Source organism: Colwellia sp. RE-S-Sl-9 (genome assembly GCF_048296855.1).
GTDB lineage: Bacteria > Pseudomonadota > Gammaproteobacteria > Enterobacterales > Alteromonadaceae > Pseudocolwellia.
Map to the genome: position 1 here is coordinate 342,123 of NZ_CP182631.1, position 19,953 is coordinate 362,075.

The window sequence follows — 19,953 nt, forward strand, 5'->3', positions numbered from 1 at the left end:
ACTGATTTCATTAATTAAATTGGTATCACCATGCTCTTGGGGTAAAATAAAGGCATTAGTTGTTATTTTACCCTACGGGGTACGCTGTTTTGGATATTTTATGCTTCGCTTGACCAACCTAAAGTTAGATCTTAATCACCAACATGAAGAATTAGAACAAGCCATTTTAGATAAACTGTCAATTAATGCTGATCAGTTAGTGAGTTTTAATGTGTTTAAACGTGGTTACGATGCACGTAGAAAAAATACCATTATTTTGATGTACACCATAGATGTTGAAACCACGATTAACGAGCAATTGCTTGAAAAGTTTGTTGATGACAATAATGTAAAAGCTAGCCCCGACACTCATTATTACTTTGTTGGCGAAGCACCAAAAACATTAGAACAAAGACCTGTAGTTATTGGCTTTGGCCCATGTGGATTATTTATTGGGTTAGTGTTAGCGCAAATGGGTTTTAAACCGATTATTTTAGAGCGTGGTAAAGAAGTACGCGAACGCACAAAAGATACATTTGGCTTTTGGCGTAAAAAAGTATTAAACACAGAATCAAATGTGCAATTTGGTGAAGGTGGAGCAGGTACTTTTTCAGACGGTAAACTTTATAGCCAAGTTAAAGACCCGAAGCATTACAGCCGTAAAGTATTACATGAGTTTGTTGAAGCTGGCGCACCAGAAGAAATTTTGTATGTAAGTAAGCCGCATATAGGTACATTTAAACTAGTCACCATGATTGAAAAAATGCGCGCCAAAATTATTGAATTAGGTGGTGAAATTCGTTTTAGTCAGCGTGTAGACGATATTTTATTTGAAGAAAACGAAGATAAACGCAAAGTTGTGGGTGTTAAATTAGCTACAGGTGAAGTTATAAATACCGAACATGTGGCGTTAGCGGTAGGGCATAGCGCACGCGATACCTTTAAAATGTTAAACGATAAAAATGTGTACATGGTGGCTAAGCCATTTTCGATTGGGTTTAGAATTGAGCATGAGCAATCGGTTATTGACGATGCTCGCTTTGGTAAAAACGCAGGTCATCCTATTTTAGGTTCTGCTGATTATAAACTGGTTCATCACTGTAAAAATGGTCGTTCTGTTTACAGCTTTTGTATGTGCCCAGGTGGAACCGTTGTAGCCGCAGCATCTGAAGAAGGGCGTTTGGTAACGAATGGTATGAGTCAGTATTCACGCCATGAACGTAACGCAAATAGTGCGATTGTTGTAGGGATCGATCCTAAAGATTTCTCTTATGGTAGCGATAGTGACGAAACCGAAAATGTTTTAGCGGGTGTTGAATTACAAAGACGACTAGAAGAGTTTGCCTATAAACTTGGTGGCGAAAACTATGATGCACCTGTGCAATTGGTTGGCGACTTTTTAGCTGGCAGAAAATCAGGCGAGCATGGTAGTGTTGAACCGTCTTACAAGCCCGGTGTTACCTACTGCGATTTAAGTGAAACATTACCGCCTTATGCAATTGAAGCCATTAGAGAAGCATTACCGGCTTTTGAAAAGAAAATAAAAGGTTTTGCTATGGAGCACGCAACGCTTACTGCAGTTGAAACGCGTACTTCTTCACCTATTCAAATTACACGTGATAAAGAAACCTACCAAAGCTTAAACGTTGATGGTTTATATCCTGCGGGTGAAGGTGCTGGTTATGCTGGCGGTATTTTATCTGCGGGTATTGATGGTATTAAAGTCGCTGAAGCGATAGCGCTTGATATACTTAAAAGGCAGTAACTTATAAAGTTAGATAAGAACATCAAAATTATTTCTTTTGATGTTCTTTTATATTAGATAGTGAATGCTTTTGCCAAGGTGACAAGGGCAGTTGCTTTTGCATATTGTTCATGGTTTTCCATAAACTATTTAGCGATATGCGTTTAGTTAACCAAAATGGAATAGCGCCTTTAGGGTCCGCAATAATCGTATATACAATATTAATATTTTGACTATTAACCGGTGTAATCTTCCAATGCGCCTTTATTACTTCTATTTGAATCATCTCGTTATTTACATATTCACTCTCTTCCACATTATGTACTTCAATTTCAAGCGATAGATCTTCATTTTGCCAATATCGAGAATTCACCACCATGTACCTTTCAGTTATTGGCCAATAACTTTTGAATGAGGTAATAAATATATTTTCTTGAGGCGATATCTGTTTTAGTACGTTACTAGAATGCGCGTTATCAAGCCATTGCGTAATGTTATCTGTGTCTTGTATAAAAAAAAGAAATCCAGCAAGGCTAGATTGAATAGCCGCCTGTGCTTTTATCTCAATTAAGTCGCTGCCTTTAATTTGTTGATAATTTACTTTGATGTTTTTATTTTCTTTCCATGTTTTCCAAGATGAATCATTTAAAGGCTCTGTTGCAAAATTTGATGTCGTATTTTGCGCAAAACTTTGCGAAGAGAAAAATAAACTGATCATGAGAGGTAAAATAGTTAAAAAACATAAAAGGGTGTAATTGTTTTTTACTTTATTTTTATGAAGAAGATAGATAACAAAAACCTTATATTTATTGCAATTAGCGCCATATTACACTATATTTCCGTGCTCATTTATTCCCTCGCTGGAATAAAATAAAAAATTAAGCAAGATATGGTTTTATTTAATAGATTTTATTCAATAAATACGGTGTCTACAAATATTAACATTGATAAAAATAAAGCAAGCGGCACTTAGTGTGTGTCGCCACTGTACAAAGGACATTTCATGCCAGTAATAACTCTTCCTGACGGCTCTCAACGCTCATTCGATAACGCAGTATCTATTATGGATGTTGCTCTTGATATCGGCCCAGGTTTAGCCAAAGCAACTATCGCAGGTCGTATAGACGGAAAACTTGTTGATGCGTGCGAATTAATTGAAAACGATGCATCATTACAACTTATTACCAGTAAAGACAGTGAAGGGCTTGAAATTATTCGCCATTCTTGTGCGCATTTATTAGGCCATGCAATTAAGCAATTATGGCCAAATACTAAAATGGCTATTGGTCCTACTATTGATAATGGCTTTTATTACGATGTTGATTTAGAAGAATCTATTACTGAAGACGATTTAGTTAAGCTTGAAAAACGCATGACTGAATTAGCAAGAACAGGTTATGAAGTTATTAAGAAGACCGGTTCTTGGCAAGATGCTTACGATGCGTTTACTGAGCGTGGCGAAACATACAAGTTAGAAATTTTAGACGAAAACATTGATAAGTCAGACACACCAGCTTTATATCATCACCTTGAATATATCGATATGTGTCGTGGTCCTCATGTACCAAGCATGCGTCATTGTCATCATTTTAAATTAATGAAAGTTGCTGGCGCTTATTGGCGTGGTAATTCAGACAACAAAATGTTGCAACGTATTTACGGAACAGCATGGGCTGATAAAAAACAGCTTAAAGCTTATATTCAACGTTTAGCTGAAGCTGAAAAGCGTGATCACCGTAAAATTGGTAAAACATTAGATTTATTCCATTGGCAAGAAGAAGCGCCAGGAATGGTGTTTTGGCACAACGATGGTTGGACTATCTATACAGAATTAGAAAAATTTATTCGTGAAAAACTTCATGAATATGATTACGACGAAGTTAAAGGTCCGTTAATGATGGATCGCGTGCTTTGGGAAAAATCAGGACATTGGGACAAGTACGCTGAAAACATGTTCACAACGACTTCTGAGAAGCGTGAATATGCGATAAAACCAATGAACTGTCCTGGTCATGTTCAAATATTTAACCAAGGTTTGAAATCTTACCGCGATTTGCCATTACGCATGGCTGAGTTTGGTTGTTGTCATCGTAACGAACCATCTGGCTCATTACACGGCTTAATGCGCGTTCGTGGTTTTACACAAGACGATGCACACATATTCTGTACTGAAGACCAAGTTCAAGACGAAGTAACCAAATGTATTCAAATGGTTTACGATGTTTATAAATCATTCGGCTTTGAAGATATCATCGTTAAATTATCAACACGACCTGAAAAACGTATTGGTAGTGATGAAATTTGGGATAAAGCTGAGCAAGGTTTAGCGCAAGCATTAACTGATTTAGGTATTACTTTTGAGTATCTTCCAGGTGAAGGTGCTTTCTATGGTCCTAAAATTGAATTTACTTTATTAGATTGTTTAGGTCGTAACTGGCAATGTGGTACAGTACAACTCGATTTTGCTTTACCTGAGCGTTTAGGTGCTACTTATGTAGGCGAAGATAACGAACGTTACACACCAGTAATGATCCATCGTGCTATTTTAGGTTCATTAGAACGTTTTATTGGTATTTTGATTGAAGAGTACACAGGTAAATTTCCAACGTGGTTATCGCCAAATCAAGTCACTGTAATGAATATTACCGACAAACAGAGCGATTATTGCAAAAAAGTAGTAAAAAAACTGAAAGAAAGTGGATTTAGAGCAAAACTAGACTTGAGAAATGAGAAGATAGGCTTTAAAATCCGCGAGCACACTTTGAAGCGTGTTCCGTATTTGTTAGTTGTTGGTGATAAAGAGATGGAATCCGGCGAAATAGCAATACGAACTCGAAGTGGTGAAGATTTAGGTACAATGTCTGTTGATGGTTTTATTGAGAAAATAACGGAAGAAGTTAACTCAAGAGCATAAACAGGTATAATAATATTTTATAATCCATATATTACACTTACGTAATAAAATATGGGAACAAAGTTCTTTGGAGGAACATGGCTATTAAAGGTGGTCAACGAGGCGGGCAAAAAGAGCCAGCTCATCGTTTGAATGAATTAATTACAGGTACAGAAGTACGTTTGATCCGTTATGATGGCGAAGCTGGAGGAATTGTTACTCTAGACGAAGCTATGAATCAAGCTGAAGAAGCCGGTGTGGATTTAGTAGAAATCAGCCCAACGGCACAGCCGCCGGTTTGTCGAGTGATGGACTACGGTAAGTTCTTGTATGAAAAAGCCAAAGAACAAAAAGAAGCTCGTAAAAAGCAGAAACAAATACAGGTTAAGGAAATTAAATTCCGACCTGGTACAGATGAAGGTGACTATCAGGTAAAACTACGCAGCCTGAAGCGCTTTTTAGAGGATGGCGACAAGATCAAGGTAACTTTACGTTTCCGAGGTCGTGAAATGGCCCACCAAGAACTAGGCTTAGATTTGTTAACTCGCGTTAAAAACGATTTAGCAGAACTAACTGTAGTTGAGTTTTTCCCTCGTAGAGCGGAAGGGCGTCAAATGGTGATGGTTTTAGCCCCTAAAAAATAGATAATATTTGGTCGTTAAAGTAATAAGCTAGCTTGCTAACTTATTCACCACTATTATCGGACACTGGTGATCCAGGCTTACAAGTAAAGCTTAACTAACTAATTGTAAAATTAGCTAAATGAGTTTTCGCCTAGGTTACTTAAATTTGGCATCCAATGCGGAGTTAGTAAAAATGCCTAAAATGAAAACCAATAAAGGTGCTGCAAAGCGCTTTAAACAAACAGCTACTGGCTATAAGTTCAAACAAGCTGGTCTTCGTCATATTCTGACTAAGCGCCGTACTAAAGTTAAGCGTCACTTGCGTGCTAAATGCATGATCGCTGCTTCTGATATTAAATCAGTTAAAAAACTTTTACGTCACGGTTAATAGGAGATATAGAAAATGGCAAGAGTAAAACGTGGTGTACAAGCACGTGCACGTCACAAGAAGGTTCTAAAGCAAGCTAAAGGTTACTACGGTGCTCGTAGTCGCGTTTATCGCGTTGCTTTCCAAGCCGTAACTAAAGCTGGCCAATACGCATACCGTGACCGTCGTCAACGTAAGCGTCAATTCCGTCAACTTTGGATTGCTCGTATTAACGCAGCAGCTCGTCAAAATGGTTTATCTTACAGCCGTTTCATTAATGGTCTTAAAAAGGCTGCTATTGAAATCGATCGTAAGATCCTAGCTGACATTGCAGTATACGACAAAGCAGCTTTTACATTCTTAGTTGAAAAAGCGAAAGCTTCTTTAGTTTAAGATTGAAATGTTGATTAGTAGAAAGGACGCCTAGTGCGTCCTTTTTCTATTCTGTTTTGTAAATGATAGATAAATAGTTTTAGCTAATGTTATTTAACGCAGATAATATTCGCTACAATTATTTTATATTTGAGATATGAAGGATTTATTGCCATGAGTCTTGCTGACAAAATTTTAGCGGTAAACAACGATTTACCTATTCGTACTGACGCACCAGTACACAGTGGTAAAGTGCGTTCAGTATATTGGTTAACTGAAACCGATAGTAAACGTTTAATAAAAGAAAAAGGCTACAACGTAGCAGAAGATACTGCCTTAGCTATTATGGTGATCAGCGACCGTATTTCAGCGTTTGATTGTATATGGAAAGGCGAAGGTGGTATGAAAGGTGTTCCTGGAAAAGGAGCCGCTTTAAATGCCATTTCAAATCATTGGTTTAAGTTATTCCAAGAAAAAGGTTTAGCTGATAGTCATATTTTAGATATTCCACATCCTTTCGTATGGATTGTTCAAAAAGCTAAACCAGTAATGATTGAGGCTATTTGCCGTCAATACATAACGGGTTCAATGTGGCGTTCATATAGTAAAGGTGAACGCGACTTTTGTGGTATTGAATTACCAGAAGGTTTACAAAAAGATTCTAAGTTACCTAAATTACTTCAAACGCCTTCAACAAAAGGTATTTTGAAAGGAATTCCAGATGTTCCTGAAGCTGATGATGTAAATATCACACGTAAGAACATTGTTGATAATTTTGACGCTTTTAATTTTAAATCGACTGATGATATTGCGTTATACGAAAAACTATTAACTGAAGGTTTTAATGTTATTTCAGATGCATTAGCTGAAATTGACCAAATATTTGTTGATACCAAATTTGAGTTTGGTTATGTAAAAGATAAAACTGGCGCCGAAAAGCTTATTTATATGGATGAAGTTGGTACACCTGATTCATCGCGTATTTGGGATGCTAACGAATACCAAAAAGGTAATATCGTTGAGAACTCTAAAGAAGGCTTCCGTCAGTTCTTATTAAATCACTTTCCTGATCCCGATGTTTTATTGAATAAAGAGAGAATGGTCGAAAGAGAAGCATTAGCAAAAAATAATGAGTTACCTGAATCGGCATTAATGGCTATTTCTGATACTTATACGGCCATTGCTGAGAAAATTACTAAGAGTAAAATTGTAATTTCTGATAATCCTAAACAAGAAGTTATCGATATTTTAAGAGATGAATATCAGCTTATTGATTAGCTTTATGAAATACTGAATCGTGAAATAAAAAATAAAAAACCACATTATATAATGTGGTTTTTTATTTTTTATGTGAACCTAGGTTCACATAAAACTTGGGGTTTTATAAATTTCCTAAAGAAGGTAGTTCTCTTATAATATCTTCACTTAAGGCTACATTGGTGTGAGATTCATCAATTGCATGCTTAGATTCATCAAGCATATCTGCAATGTTTTCTAAAATATGGTTAGTTTCGCCAACTTGTTGATGCATTTGTGCTATAACAGCTTCAGCAGCATGAGTACTCTCTAGAGAAAGAGAATGTACTTGGCCTAAGTCAGTTACTATATTTGACGTAATCTCAAGACTTTCTTCAATACTACCCACAACAATTTTTTGTTGTGTAATAATATCATCTGAAATGCCCATTATTTTTCCCATTCCTTCATGTATTTGTTCAGCTGATTCGTTTGAGATACTTGCTAAAGCTCTTACTTCATCAGCTACCACTGCGAATCCTCGACCATGTTCACCGGCTCTAGCTGCCTCTATTGCTGCGTTTAAAGCAAGTAAGTTTGTTTGACTTGCGATACTTTTTATCGCTTCTAATGATTGAGAAATAGTTTTATTGTTATTAGTTAAGCCTTCAAGTAGTACCGTAAATTCAGAAATGTTTTTTTCGGCCGTAGAAATTTTATCTGAAAGAGACTGCAATTGTTCTATGCTTATTGCACTTTTAGATGATGTTTCTTGTGCTGTAGATACTGAGTTTGCCGATAAGTCAGCCATAGCTGTTGCTTGTTCTGCTAATCGGCTAACTAGTTGAAAGTTATTTTCTATTTTGCTTAGGTGCGTTAATGACGCTTGGCTTGCGAGCTGGGTATTGGAAGCGAGTACCGATACTTTCTCTTGGAACTCGTTTGCAATTAATTGATCAACTATTCCTGCTTTTGTTTTTAAAATTTCTAGTTCAGCTTTATCAATTATGGTTTCGTTAGGAGATATTTTTTGTTTATTAAAAAAAGAGAGCATAAATTTTTTTCCATTTTATTATCATTTATCATGTTGTTTATTCATACTTTTTTGAATAAATACGACAACGGCATTGAAAACCTAATACATTAATTTTATTGAAGACTTAACTAGTATAGTTGAAATATACAATTAGTTTTTAATAAGTTGTAAAAATATAATGTTTCGTAAAGAGTCTGTCTACTTTTATATGAATTTACTTTTTATGCTCAGGTAAATATGAATTTTTCTATGGTGTGTAAATGACTATTAAATACGAAAACACATTACTTTCAATTGATTATATGTGTTTTTTTCTTAGTTTAAAAAAACGCTCTTATTTGTTTACTATCTGTCCAATAGCTTTTTTATGCATGTAAACTGTGAATATAATATATACCCGCTACCAATTAAGATGCTCATTTCTGAGTGTTCAAGCGATTCATCGAATGTGCGGTAGTTGAACTCAACAGGTATATTATTCTCCTTTTTTATGATCTTATTGTAGTTAAGTGCTACTAAATGTAATTTGATGTAATTGCAGATGGAATTCAGTTTTAGTCGTGTTAGATTGTCTTAATAAATCACTAAAATTAGTTTGTTCAGCTGTTGAAATATCTCTTATCCATTTTTTTTATTATTTGTCAGTACAGTATTAGCACATACAGTTTTGCTCAATGCGAAGCTGAAAGTACTTTATGTGCGCCCGTTGGACAATGGAAGTTATCAGTAGGTGTAGGGGCGGGAGTTTATACTAATCCTTTGTACGACAGTAAAAATATCCCTTTAATTGTAGTGCCTAGTATTAGTTATTATGGTGAACGTGTTTTTTTTCAAAACAACACATTAGGTTATACGTTTATAGAAAGCGAACAACTAACGTTAAGTGTGATCACTAAAGCAAATGTTGAAAAAGCCTTTTTTACTCGATGGCATCCTCAAAACATTTTTATCCCTAATTTATCTAACGATTTTGTAGAATCTGTACCCAGTTTTGGCGCAAGTATCAAGATCAGCCCTGATAAAGTCAGAAAAAGGAAATGGGCGTTAGATGCAGGTTTACAGCTAAATTGGTTTATATCAGATTCAATGAATGCTGAATTACAAATTATGCATGACGTTAATAGCGTTTATAATGGTTTGAACGCTAACCTAGAAGCTTCAAAAACATTGAGTGTTACAACAGAATCATCTTTAGAACTAACCGTAGGGGTGCAATGGAATAGCGCTAATTTGGTTGATTATTATTATGGTATTGATGAATCAGAAACGATTTATAATAGTGATTTATTCGAAGGTAAATCAAGTATTAACCCTTATATAAGTATTGGTTATGCATATAAATTATCACCAGATTGGACGTTTAAAAGTTACCTTAAAAGAAAAAGGTTAGACAATAATACCTATTTAAGTCCACTCGTTGAAGACCGTTATATTGATTTAATGTTTGTAGGTTTTTTCTATGAATTTTAAAAAAAAATTCTTAATGTTAATTATATTTAATATAAGTACTCAAGTTGTCGCTCAAGACGAATTAACATCAACTGTATTACAAAGTTCTGAAACCTCGAGTGTTATTAACATGTCTATTTCTCCTTCTATTTGTGTTGTAAAAACAAGGGGAGATCTTTGTCAAATGACGGCCTTTGTTATGTGGCAAGCTGGATTAGCAATAGATGCATGTTTATATCAAAACGATGACTTAATTACTTGTTGGGAAAAAAAACGTCAAATTAAGAAAAAATTAGAATTGTCGTTAATTCAAGATATTATTTTTACCTTAAAAGACCAAGATAAAGTGTTGGCTAAACAGCATGTAAAAGTGAATGCGAGCAGTTCAACCAAATACAGAAGACGATTACGATCGCAATGGAGTTTATTTTAATGAAGCACATATTGTTAGTTGAAGATGATATGAGATTATCTAAATTAATTTCAACTTTTTTAGAGCAAAGTGGCTTTCAGGTATCTGTATTAAACCAAGGTGATCAAGCCATAAGCTATATTCAAAAAAACTCATTAGATTTAGTTATATTAGACGTTATGTTGCCTAAGCTTGATGGTTTTAGTATTTGCCGTAAAATCAGAAGTTCATTTGAAAAACCAATCATTTTTCTTACCGCTAAAGACAGTGATTTTGATCATGTATTAGGATTAGAAATAGGCGCCGATGACTATATTATTAAACCTGTTGAACCTCATGTTTTATTAGCACGAATAAATATGCTACTTAGACGTAATGCTAATCTTAAAAAGGCGAATATTGAACAACTTAATTATGGTGGCTTATCTATAAATAAACCGTCAAGAACAGTTATGTTAAATCAAGAAATTATTGATTTAACAAGCCATGAATTTGAGTTGCTTTGGTTATTAGCACATCATGCTGGTGAACCTCAAAGCCGCGAATATATACATAAAAAAATGATAGGCAGAGAATATGATGGGCTTGATCGTAGTGTTGATGTCAGAGTATCTCGCTTACGAAAAAAATTAGGAGATAATACTGAAACCCCAACTAAAATTTTAACCGTTTGGGGTAAAGGATATTTATTGAGTAAAACAGCTTGGGATTAGTGAAGCGTTTATTCTTAGTTTTACTTTTAAGGGATTGTATTGAATCGTTTATTTATTAACTTGTACGTTGTTATTATTTGTGGATTGTTAGCCATTAACTTTGTGACTGAACAGTTATGGTTATTTTATGCGAATGAAAGCGACGAAATTGTTAACTCACAACACTTTATTGAGTTATTACCTCAATTTATTTCTCCTTCAGAACGTGACATTCAATTAGTTTCATCATCATTAAAAGTTCCAGTGAGTGTTATTTCTATTTCAGATGTAGCATGGTTAGACGACCAACTTAACCAGTTAAACTTAGGGCGTTCGGTTGCTCAATACAATGAGCAAGACGATGTTGTATTTTATGTAAAAGTAGCTAATGAAGAGCGTTTGTATCAAATAGGGCCATTTGTTAATCATCAAATATCATCTGCGAATGTATATATAAAATGGGTTATTCTTGCGTTTTCTTATCTGCTTTTAGCGGGGGTTGTTGCTATTTGGATAAAGCCTTTATGGCGAGATTTACATCAGCTAAATCAAATGGCCGCTACTATTGCTGACGGTGAACATGAGGTTAAGCTAGTTACCCATTCAATATCACCTATTAATCATGTTGTTGTCACTTTTCATCAAATGGCTCATCGTATTAAACGACTTCTTTCTGATCAAAAACACCTTGTGAATGCCGTTTCTCACGAACTACGAACGCCTTTGTCGAGGTTAAGGTTTGCTTTAGCTTTATTGCCTGCTGAAGACAAATTAGCGGTTAAAGAGATGGAAAAAGATATTAAAGAAATAGAAACGCTTATAGATGAAATGTTAGGTTACGCTCGGCTTGAAAATGTAAATCAACAAATTGAAAAGTCATCAGTAGACTTATCTACATTAGTTAATCAGCAGTTAAGTAAGTTAGTTTTTGTTCGCCCACTCAATATCAGTAAAAATATTCCTACTTCACTTTTATATGTATGCAATGCCAAACTCATTGAGCGAGTTATCCAAAACTTATTAGTGAATGCGACGCGATATGCTAACAACACTATAAATATCTCATTAGAAACTGATACTACAAAGTTAAATTTAGTCATTGAAGATGATGGTGTAGGCATTGCTGAAAATGAAGCAAGTAAAGTATTTAAACCTTTTTATCGACTTGAATCTCTCAGTGATAATAGTGAGACCAGTTCAGGTGCTGGATTTGGTTTAGGGCTAGCCATAGTGAAAAGAATTTGTGACTGGCACTTGGCTACATGTAAGGTAGAAAGGTCTTCTTTAGGCGGCTGTAAATTTATTTTATCTTTTCCGTATCATCAATAGCGGTATATTTACGCGTAAATCATTAAAAACTCCTATTTTTACTACATTTTTTCATCGTAATTGTGTAGAATCGGTCTCCATTTTATTAATCAAATTAGTCTACCCAAAGCCTTAACTTTTCAGTAGGGTGCTTAGAGGAAATCATGAATTTAGACGATATTATCTTGCAGGCAGAACAAGCAATAGCTGCTGCTACCGATCCTGCTGCACTTGATCAAGTACGTGTTAACTTTTTAGGTAAAAAAGGTTTATTTACAGAGCAAATGAAAGGGCTTAGTAAATTACCAAAAGAAGAAAAACCTAAAGCAGGGCAAGTAATTAACATAGCTAAACAGCACGTTCAAAAATTACTAACTGAGCGTGGTGAATTATTACGTGCTGAAGTGATTAAACAAAAGCTAGCGGCTGAATCTATAGATGTAACATTACCTGGTCGTGGAAACGAGTTAGGTGGTTTGCATCCTGTTACTCGCACTATCGAACGTATTGAAAGCTTTTTCGGTGACTTAGGTTTTTCTGTTAAAGAAGGTCCTGAAGTAGAAGATGATTTTCATAACTTTGATGCGTTAAATATTCCTGAGCATCATCCAGCAAGACAAGATCACGATACTTTCTATTTTAATCCTAAGCTTGTGTTACGTACGCAAACTTCAGGTGTACAAATTCGTACAATGGAAAAAGAAGCGCCACCATTAAGAATTATTTCTCCGGGTAAAGTATACCGTAACGATTACGATCAAACACATACACCTATGTTCCATCAGGTTGAAGGTTTGATGGTAGATAAAGACGTTAGCTTTACTCATCTTAAAGGTATTTTGCACGACTTCTTACATCACTTTTTTGAAGAAGAAGTTGAAATACGTTTCCGCCCATCTTATTTCCCATTTACAGAACCTTCAGCAGAAGTTGATATTATGGGTAAGAACGGTAAATGGTTAGAAGTATTAGGCTGTGGCATGGTTCATCCTAATGTATTGAAATCAGCCGGTATCGACCCAGAAGTATACACAGGCTTTGCCTTTGGTATGGGCGTAGAGCGTTTAACTATGCTTCGCTATGGTGTGAATGACTTACGCTCATTCTTTGAAAACGATCTTCGCTTCTTAAAACAGTTCAAGTAGGAAAGCCAACAATGAAATTTAGTGAATCATGGTTAAGAGAGTGGGTTAATCCTGCTTTATCTTCAGATGAGTTGTCTCATCAAATTACAATGGCTGGCTTAGAAGTTGATGCTGTTGATCCTGTTGCAGGTGAATTTACCGGTGTTTTAATCGGTGAAGTGGTTGAATGTGGGCCTCACCCCGATGCAGATAAATTACAAGTAACAAAAATTAATTTAGGACCAGATTTCAACGACGGTGAGTTAGTTGATATTGTTTGTGGTGCTAAAAATTGTCGTTTAGGGCTTAAAGTTGCTGTAGCCACTGTTGGCGCAGTTTTACCTGGCGACTTTAAAATTAAAAAAGCTAAATTACGTGGTGTACCTTCTCACGGTATGTTGTGTAGCGAATCAGAAATTGGTTTAGCTGATAGTTCTGACGGTATTCTTGAATTAGCGCAAGATGCACCATTAGGACTGTGTGTTCGTGAATATCTTGATTTAAATGACGTAACTATTGACGTTGACTTAACGGCTAACCGCGGTGATTGTTTAGGCCTTAAAGGTTTAGCACGTGAAGTTGGTGTATTAAATGGTTTAGCGGTTACTGAACCTGCTATTAATGATGTAGCGGCTACGATCACTGACGAGTTGACTATTACATTGTCAGCTGAAAAAGCCTGTCCGCGTTATTTAGGTCGTGTGATTAAAAATATTGACGTAACAGCTCAATCTCCTTTATGGATGGTAGAAAAATTAAGACGTTGTGGTATTCGCTCAATCGATCCAGTAGTTGATGTAACAAACTACGTGTTATTAGAGCAAGGTCACCCAATGCACGCGTTTGATTTAGATAAAATCGAAGGTGGCATTAACGTACGTTTCGCTAATAAAGAAGAGAAATTAACCTTATTAGATGAAAATGAAGTGACGCTTTCAACAGAAACTTTAGTTATTGCAGATGACAACAAAGCATTAGCAATGGCTGGTATTTTTGGTGGCTTAAACTCAGGAGTTACTACTGAATCTAAAAACATCTTTTTAGAAAGTGCTTTTTTTAGCCCATTAGCTATTTTAGGTAAAGCTCGTCAGTATGGTTTACATACAGATGCTTCTCATCGTTACGAGCGTGGTGTAGACCCACAGTTACAACTTGATGCAATGAACCGTGCAACTGAATTACTGCTTGAAATTGTTGGTGGTGAAGCAGGTCCTATCACTGAAGCTAAGTCTGAAGAAAATATTCCTCAAGAAAAACAAATTAGCCTGCGTAGAGTTAAATTAGATTCTCGAATTGGTCATCATATTGCTGATGAACAAGTTGCTGACATCCTGACGCGTTTAGGTTTCACTATTTCGTTTGCAAACGACGTATGGCAAGTAACGGTTCCTGCATATCGTTTTGATATTAAAATCGAAGTAGATTTAATTGAAGAAGTTGCTCGTATATTTGGTTACAACAACATACCGAATGTTTCGCCTAAAGCAACATTAAGTATGTGTGCAAATAAAGAAGCAAATTTAAGTGTAAGCAAATTACGTAACGCTTTAGTTAACCGTGGTTATCAAGAAGCTATAACTTACAGTTTTGTTGATCCTAAAGTTCAAGCCTTATTACATCCTGATCAAGAAGTGATGACATTGCCTCATCCTATCTCTTCAGAAATGTCAGTAATGCGCCTAAGTTTATGGACAGGGCTATTACAATCAGTTGCTTATAACCAAAACCGTCAACAAAACAGACTACGTTTATTTGAAACAGGTTTACGTTTTGTTCCTGACGAGTCTGCTGAAAACGGTGTAAGACAAGACAACATGCTTGCCGGTGTTATTACAGGGCAACGTAATGAAGAACATTGGGATATGGAAAAAGCTGCAACAGACTTTTACGATATAAAAGCTGATGTTGAAGCACTTCTTTCATTAACAGCTGATGCTTCTGCTTATGAATTTTCAAAAGCAGAAGTGAGTGCATTACACCCTGGTCAAACGGCTGGTATTTATCGTAATGGTGCTATTGTTGGTTATGTTGGTACCTTACATCCTGAATTAGAACGTAAATTAGGCTTAAACAGTAAAACATTAATTTTTGAACTATTATTATCTGAAATTTTAACTGCTAAAATTCCTGAAGCCGCTGCTATATCTCGCTTTCCGTCTAACCGACGTGACATCGCAGTAGTAGTAAAAGAAGATGTTGATGCAAAAAAAGTGTTACAACTTATTGAAAAGGTTGGCGGAAATTATTTAATTGATCTAAACTTGTTCGATGTATACCGTGGTGAAAGCATAGAGCAAGGTTTTAAAAGCCTCGCGATAGCCATGATACTACAAGATGATGAGAAAACACTTGAAGAAAAAGACATTTCTGATGTTGTAAATCGAGTGGTAGATTCATTAAAAACTCAATTAAACGCATCACTGAGGGATTGAGCAATGGCGCTTACCAAAGCAGAAGTAGCAGAACATTTGTATGAAAAGGTCGGTCTTAGCAAACGCGACGCAAAAGATATGGTTGAAATATTTTTTGAAGAAATACGTGAGACGTTAGAAAGCGGTGAGCAGGTCAAACTTTCGGGATTTGGAAATTTTGATCTGCGTGTTAAAAGCGAACGTCCGGGTAGAAACCCTAAAACTGGCGAAGATATTCCTATCTCTGCGCGTAAGGTAGTTACGTTCAGACCGGGTCAAAAGCTTAAAAGTCGTGTTGAAGACGGTAACGGATAAGAAATTCGTTTTCATATACTTTTATAAAAGGCTGCATTATTGCAGCCTTTTTTATTGCCTATTATTTGAAGTTTTTCTATAAATATTACTTCTCTGTAAATAATTCATAAGGTATTTTGTTATACCTTATCTTTATTGGTCGTGTAATTTACTTTACAGTGAGTTTTATTGAAAATTTGTACTACCCCGATACGTAAAATCTAGTATTATTTGAAGCAAAAAAGCGCTAAATGTGCTTGTCGTCACTATAGATGTAAGGAAAAAGTATGTTTAGTCTTAAAATTAATGGTGAATCTGTGGAAGTTGATGCTGAACCTGAAACATCGTTGCTTTGGGTTTTGCGTGAACATCTTGGTTTAACTGGAACTAAGTTTGGCTGTGGTGCTGGTGTGTGTGGTGCCTGTACAGTGCATATTAATGGGAAAGCGAGTGTTGCATGCCAATTAAAGGCTATAGATCTTAGCAAAGCCGAAATCACTACAATTGAAGGCTTGTCTGAAGATGGTACTCATCCACTACAACTTGCTTGGATGGAAGAACAAACACCTCAGTGTGGTTATTGTCAATCAGGCCAGATAATGCGTGCAGCCGCTTTACTTACCGAAAAACCAAACCCATCTCGTATAGAAATAGTGGACGGTATGTCGAGCAATATTTGCCGATGTGCAACTTATCCACGAATTATCCGTGCCATTCAACGCGCATCGAAAGAGGTATAAATCATGACGGATACTATGAATCTTTCACGTCGTCAATTTTTAATTGGTACAAGTGTTACAGCCTTTGCAATGTTAAGTACGGGCGCAATAGCCATTTTGAACGAAGATCCGCTTTCTAAAAATGAATCAAACCTTAAAGATCTTGATGCTTGGATCTCGATAAGCTCTGATAATCAAATCACCATTCGGTTTGCATCAACTGAAATGGGGCAAGGGGTTATGACCTCACAGCCAATGATCGTGGCGGAAGAGTTAGATGCTGATTGGTCAAAGGTGAGAGCAGAACAAATCAATCAAGGACCGTTAGAGACATACGGAAACAAAGAGTTAGGTGGCTTATTGTTTACAGCAGGCAGTGCCTCTATTCAAGGCTACTTTACAAAGCTTCGTTTCGCGGGCGCAAAAGTTCGAAGAATTCTTATTTATTCTGCGGCAAAAAATTGGGGCGTTCCCGTAGAAGAATTGACAACTGAACAAAGTGAAGTGATGCACCATTCCTCTGGCCGGCGAGCAACATTTGGATCAATAGCAACAGGAGGTCATCTTGTTGTTGACGTTCCAGAGGTGACTGAAGAAGAGCTTAAACCACAAAAACAATGGCGAATTATTGGTCACGATCAAGATCGTTTAGACATACCAGAAAAGACAAGAGGTGAAACTGTCTATTCTATAGATGTGCGTATTCCAGGGATGGTCTATGCCTCTCAAGCTCTTGCTCCTGTAGAAGGTGAAACACCTATTACTGTTAATGCTGATAAAGCACGTAAAGTGAAAGGAGTAATTGATGTTGTTACATTAGATAACAGTGTTGCTGTTGTAGCTAACACACTTGAAAGCGCTATCGCTGCGAGAGATTTTTTATCAATTACTTGGTCTCAGTCATCGCGATTTAGAAAAGCCGATAGCGAACAGGAATTACTGGATTTACAAAACGCGGCTAATGACCTTTCAATTCCTGCAATGGCTTGGGAAAATAGAGGGGAAACTGTTGAAAAAATTAAGCGTGACGCAAGTAATGTAATCAGCGCTACTTACGTTACAGAGCATGTTTATCATGCACAAATGGAGCCTCTTTGTGCTATTGCCGATGTTGATGATGATGAAAAGGGGGCTGAGGTTTGGTTAGGCACACAAAGTCAAACTATGTCTATTGTTGCTGCAGCACAAGCTTTGCAAACAAAGCCTGAACGTATTCGTTTTCATGGTATGCAAATGGGGGGAGGATTCGGACGACGCACCTTTTTTGGAAGAGATCTACTTAAAGATGCCGTATATATTTCACGCGCTGTTAAAAAACCCGTTAAGCTTATATGGACACGAGAAGATGATGTGAAAAACGCATGGTTGCGACCTGCAACTGCACATCATATGTCGGCAAGTATTAATGAAAATGGTGATGTTGAAGCATTTCGACACAGAGTTGCTAGCCCTTCAATATTTCAATTCGTTTTACCGCAACGCTGGAAAAAGGATGAGCCTGATGCATTAGTGATGGAAGGTACTGAAAGCTCTGATTATGATATCCCTAACTTTTTGGCTGAAACTGTTCGTTTAGAGCGCAAGTCTCGTCTTTCAGCATGGCGAGGGATAGGTTGGGGAGTAAACAGTTATGCACGGGAGTGTTTTATTGATGAACTGGCCAGTAAAGCAGGTAAAAATCCAGCAGATTTTCGTCGGAGATTGTTAAGGAAAAGCCCACGAGGCTTAGGCGTATTAGAAGAGGTTATCAAAATATCTAACTTTGGTAATGCGCCAGAAGGGCGAGCCCATGGTTTATCATTTGCAGGATACAAAAACACATTTGGAGCAGGGGTAGCTGAAGTGTCGGTTGATCCAAAAACAAAAAAGGTAAAAGTTCATAAGTTTTGGGCGGCAGTTGATCCTGGCATTGTGATACATCCAGAGAATTATATTGCACAGACGGAAGGGGGAATTTTATTTGGTCTTTCCGGGTTAATGCGTGAACGTATCAGTTTTAAGAAAGGTGAAATAGAGCAGAATAATTTTTACGATTACGAGTTAATGCGTATGAACAATGTGCCTGAATTAGAAGTGAGCATAGTAGAATCGGGCGAAGCACCATCAGGTGGTGGTGAAATTGGTGTACCTATGACCGGTGGAGCAGTTGCTAATGCAGTTAAAGCATTGACAGGAGTAAGTATTCAGCAAATGCCTTTTAATCAGTACCTGTGAATGAGAAGGAATATAGTGGGAGGTTGAAATCAATTATTTCTTGATGAAACTAAGTCACTATAAGATTAGTCGGGCTTTTAACCGTTTATACTATTCCGCTTCGTTATACATTGGCGATAATGGCTATATTGTGCATAAATTATTTGAATCTCTTGATACAGTAAAGAGGCCTTAACTATTATTACATTCACTCTATAGTGTTTAACTCCGGTGAATAAAGTTGAGGTTTGAGTAACTGACATTCTTAAAAATTGTTGTTGTATCAAGTACATACCAATTGGTACAACCTACTATCACTAAGCATATATACCCGTTATCATTCAAGATGCTCTGAAATACGCATCTTGAATGGTAACGGGTATAGACAAATCGACGTCGTTTTTGATATTTATGATAAATGCTTAGTCATCTTTTTATTCTCATGGAGACTCATGATAGTTTCTGTTTGTATTAGCTAAACCTATTTATCATTAATTACTTTTGAATATTTATTTGTTATTGAACGTATAAATATTATTGTATAGTTAATAACTATATGACTTGTTATAACAATGAATAGAGCAGATGCAACTCCTGTAGATAACGCAGGTAAACTTAATGGAATAGCTAACTGATATTGTTGAAATGTAGCTTGAACCATAGACTCATCAAATTCCGTAATAAAGTAATAAACTCGTTTAATGTAATCAGTTTCTTGTATATTAAATAAATGCGCTTGTAAATCTGATGCTCGAGTTGATGTATTCATAATGATCTCACCGGTTTCTTTAATAGAAGGTTCGCTGTTTAGTAAATACTTCTCTATCATCGTTTTTAAATTTCCGTCAAAATGACGGTTAGCAATTAGCTGGTATTCGTTTAATTGTAATAATGCTTCGTTTAAATGTCCTGATAGCCTTTGTGAATACTGTTGAATAAATTCAGGAAATTGCACACCTACAATAAAAGTAAGAGTAAACAAACACCGATCAAAGAGTGTCGATAAAATTTTTAACATAGGTGTTCTCATCTTTAACTGATTAAACCGAATTCAGGTTAATTAAAAAGCTGGCTGATTTTTTAAGGTAATGTTCAATATTA

General features: G+C 36.2%; 18 protein-coding genes. 15 read left to right on the plus strand and 3 right to left on the minus strand.

Annotated elements, in window-relative coordinates:
• Nucleotides 1-100 precede the first annotated feature (100 nt).
• Nucleotides 101-1,744, plus strand: coding sequence for an NAD(P)/FAD-dependent oxidoreductase (locus ACM9HF_RS01435; RefSeq protein ID WP_473613917.1), 1,644 nt, complete (start codon nt 101-103; stop codon nt 1,742-1,744).
• Nucleotides 1,745-1,772: 28 nt separating this feature from the next.
• Here the strand turns inward: ACM9HF_RS01435 and ACM9HF_RS01440 are convergent, their stop codons facing one another.
• Complete coding sequence (locus tag ACM9HF_RS01440) at nt 1,773-2,441, minus strand: START domain-containing protein (protein WP_473613921.1); 669 nt, start codon at nt 2,439-2,441, stop codon at nt 1,773-1,775.
• A 285-nt stretch (nt 2,442-2,726) separates the two neighbouring features.
• Between ACM9HF_RS01440 and thrS the strand changes: the two genes are divergently transcribed.
• The 5 genes from thrS (at nt 2,727) to ACM9HF_RS01465 (ending at nt 7,256) form a co-directional block, all read left to right on the plus strand.
• Entirely contained in the window at nt 2,727-4,637 is a 1,911-nt protein-coding gene (gene thrS / locus ACM9HF_RS01445) for a threonine--tRNA ligase (protein ID WP_473613925.1), read from the plus strand.
• Between the two features lie 77 nt (nt 4,638-4,714).
• The gene (infC, locus tag ACM9HF_RS01450) at nt 4,715-5,260 is read left to right on the plus strand and encodes a translation initiation factor IF-3 (RefSeq protein WP_473613929.1); all 546 of its coding nucleotides are present in this window, start codon (nt 4,715-4,717) and stop codon (nt 5,258-5,260) included.
• A 172-nt stretch (nt 5,261-5,432) separates the two neighbouring features.
• A complete protein-coding gene (rpmI, locus tag ACM9HF_RS01455; protein ID WP_077342442.1) occupies nt 5,433-5,627 on the plus strand; it encodes a 50S ribosomal protein L35 in 195 nt (64 codons plus the stop codon).
• A gap of 15 nt (nt 5,628-5,642) precedes the next feature.
• Nucleotides 5,643-5,999 carry a 50S ribosomal protein L20 gene (rplT, locus tag ACM9HF_RS01460; RefSeq protein ID WP_076418046.1) on the plus strand — a complete coding sequence of 119 codons (357 nt, stop codon included), beginning with the start codon at nt 5,643-5,645 and terminating at the stop codon, nt 5,997-5,999.
• Between the two features lie 153 nt (nt 6,000-6,152).
• On the plus strand, nt 6,153-7,256 hold the full coding sequence (locus ACM9HF_RS01465) for a phosphoribosylaminoimidazolesuccinocarboxamide synthase (RefSeq protein WP_473613937.1): 1,104 nt from the start codon (nt 6,153-6,155) through the stop codon (nt 7,254-7,256).
• 103 nt (nt 7,257-7,359) lie between these two features.
• Here ACM9HF_RS01465 and ACM9HF_RS01470 read toward each other — a convergent pair whose 3' ends face one another.
• Entirely contained in the window at nt 7,360-8,268 is a 909-nt protein-coding gene (locus tag ACM9HF_RS01470; RefSeq protein ID WP_473613941.1) for a methyl-accepting chemotaxis protein, read from the minus strand.
• A 588-nt stretch (nt 8,269-8,856) separates the two neighbouring features.
• On the opposite strand from ACM9HF_RS01470, the gene ACM9HF_RS01475 reads away from it, so the two are divergent.
• The 9 genes from ACM9HF_RS01475 to ACM9HF_RS01515 all read left to right on the plus strand — a co-directional run bounded on the left by ACM9HF_RS01475 (nt 8,857) and on the right by ACM9HF_RS01515 (nt 18,873).
• Nucleotides 8,857-9,720 carry a MipA/OmpV family protein gene (locus ACM9HF_RS01475; protein WP_473613945.1) on the plus strand — a complete coding sequence of 288 codons (864 nt, stop codon included), beginning with the start codon at nt 8,857-8,859 and terminating at the stop codon, nt 9,718-9,720.
• The gene (locus ACM9HF_RS01480) at nt 9,710-10,132 is read left to right on the plus strand and encodes a DUF3019 domain-containing protein (RefSeq protein WP_473613949.1); all 423 of its coding nucleotides are present in this window, start codon (nt 9,710-9,712) and stop codon (nt 10,130-10,132) included. Before ACM9HF_RS01475 ends, ACM9HF_RS01480 begins: the two co-directional genes overlap by 11 nt.
• On the plus strand, nt 10,132-10,824 hold the full coding sequence (locus tag ACM9HF_RS01485) for a response regulator (RefSeq protein WP_473613951.1): 693 nt from the start codon (nt 10,132-10,134) through the stop codon (nt 10,822-10,824). Before ACM9HF_RS01480 ends, ACM9HF_RS01485 begins: the two co-directional genes overlap by 1 nt.
• Nucleotides 10,825-10,863: 39 nt before the next feature.
• Nucleotides 10,864-12,132: an ATP-binding protein gene (locus ACM9HF_RS01490; RefSeq protein WP_473613952.1), complete on the plus strand. Its 1,269-nt coding sequence runs from the start codon at nt 10,864-10,866 to the stop codon at nt 12,130-12,132.
• A 143-nt stretch (nt 12,133-12,275) separates the two neighbouring features.
• Nucleotides 12,276-13,256: a phenylalanine--tRNA ligase subunit alpha gene (gene pheS / locus ACM9HF_RS01495; RefSeq protein WP_076418053.1), complete on the plus strand. Its 981-nt coding sequence runs from the start codon at nt 12,276-12,278 to the stop codon at nt 13,254-13,256.
• An 11-nt stretch (nt 13,257-13,267) separates the two neighbouring features.
• On the plus strand, nt 13,268-15,667 hold the full coding sequence (gene pheT, locus ACM9HF_RS01500; RefSeq protein ID WP_473613953.1) for a phenylalanine--tRNA ligase subunit beta: 2,400 nt from the start codon (nt 13,268-13,270) through the stop codon (nt 15,665-15,667).
• 3 nt (nt 15,668-15,670) lie between these two features.
• On the plus strand, nt 15,671-15,961 hold the full coding sequence (locus ACM9HF_RS01505) for an integration host factor subunit alpha (protein WP_076418055.1): 291 nt from the start codon (nt 15,671-15,673) through the stop codon (nt 15,959-15,961).
• A gap of 266 nt (nt 15,962-16,227) precedes the next feature.
• Entirely contained in the window at nt 16,228-16,680 is a 453-nt protein-coding gene (locus ACM9HF_RS01510) for a (2Fe-2S)-binding protein (protein WP_473613954.1), read from the plus strand.
• A 3-nt stretch (nt 16,681-16,683) separates the two neighbouring features.
• Nucleotides 16,684-18,873 (plus strand): xanthine dehydrogenase family protein molybdopterin-binding subunit, encoded by a 2,190-nt coding sequence (locus ACM9HF_RS01515; protein WP_473613955.1) that lies wholly within the window; start codon nt 16,684-16,686, stop codon nt 18,871-18,873.
• A 460-nt stretch (nt 18,874-19,333) separates the two neighbouring features.
• Here the strand turns inward: ACM9HF_RS01515 and ACM9HF_RS01520 are convergent, their stop codons facing one another.
• Nucleotides 19,334-19,870 (minus strand): DUF2937 family protein, encoded by a 537-nt coding sequence (locus ACM9HF_RS01520; protein ID WP_473613956.1) that lies wholly within the window; start codon nt 19,868-19,870, stop codon nt 19,334-19,336.
• Nucleotides 19,871-19,953: the final 83 nt, after the last annotated feature.

Excerpts from the sequence above, each read along its gene's own strand:
- ACM9HF_RS01435 (WP_473613917.1), top strand. The coding sequence starts at position 101 with ATGCTTCGCTTGACCAACCTAAAGTTAGATCTTAATCACCAACATGAA.
- ACM9HF_RS01470 (WP_473613941.1), bottom strand. The coding sequence starts at position 8,268 with ATGCTCTCTTTTTTTAATAAACAAAAAATATCTCCTAACGAAACCATA.
- ACM9HF_RS01520 (WP_473613956.1), bottom strand. The coding sequence starts at position 19,870 with ATGTTAAAAATTTTATCGACACTCTTTGATCGGTGTTTGTTTACTCTT.
- rpmI (WP_077342442.1), top strand. The coding sequence starts at position 5,433 with ATGCCTAAAATGAAAACCAATAAAGGTGCTGCAAAGCGCTTTAAACAA.
- ACM9HF_RS01440 (WP_473613921.1), bottom strand. The coding sequence starts at position 2,441 with ATGATCAGTTTATTTTTCTCTTCGCAAAGTTTTGCGCAAAATACGACA.
- ACM9HF_RS01480 (WP_473613949.1), top strand. The coding sequence starts at position 9,710 with ATGAATTTTAAAAAAAAATTCTTAATGTTAATTATATTTAATATAAGT.
- rplT (WP_076418046.1), top strand. The coding sequence starts at position 5,643 with ATGGCAAGAGTAAAACGTGGTGTACAAGCACGTGCACGTCACAAGAAG.
- pheS (WP_076418053.1), top strand. The coding sequence starts at position 12,276 with ATGAATTTAGACGATATTATCTTGCAGGCAGAACAAGCAATAGCTGCT.
- ACM9HF_RS01465 (WP_473613937.1), top strand. The coding sequence starts at position 6,153 with ATGAGTCTTGCTGACAAAATTTTAGCGGTAAACAACGATTTACCTATT.
- thrS (WP_473613925.1), top strand. The coding sequence starts at position 2,727 with ATGCCAGTAATAACTCTTCCTGACGGCTCTCAACGCTCATTCGATAAC.
- ACM9HF_RS01485 (WP_473613951.1), top strand. The coding sequence starts at position 10,132 with ATGAAGCACATATTGTTAGTTGAAGATGATATGAGATTATCTAAATTA.
- ACM9HF_RS01505 (WP_076418055.1), top strand. The coding sequence starts at position 15,671 with ATGGCGCTTACCAAAGCAGAAGTAGCAGAACATTTGTATGAAAAGGTC.
- infC (WP_473613929.1), top strand. The coding sequence starts at position 4,715 with ATGGCTATTAAAGGTGGTCAACGAGGCGGGCAAAAAGAGCCAGCTCAT.
- ACM9HF_RS01510 (WP_473613954.1), top strand. The coding sequence starts at position 16,228 with ATGTTTAGTCTTAAAATTAATGGTGAATCTGTGGAAGTTGATGCTGAA.
- ACM9HF_RS01515 (WP_473613955.1), top strand. The coding sequence starts at position 16,684 with ATGACGGATACTATGAATCTTTCACGTCGTCAATTTTTAATTGGTACA.
- pheT (WP_473613953.1), top strand. The coding sequence starts at position 13,268 with ATGAAATTTAGTGAATCATGGTTAAGAGAGTGGGTTAATCCTGCTTTA.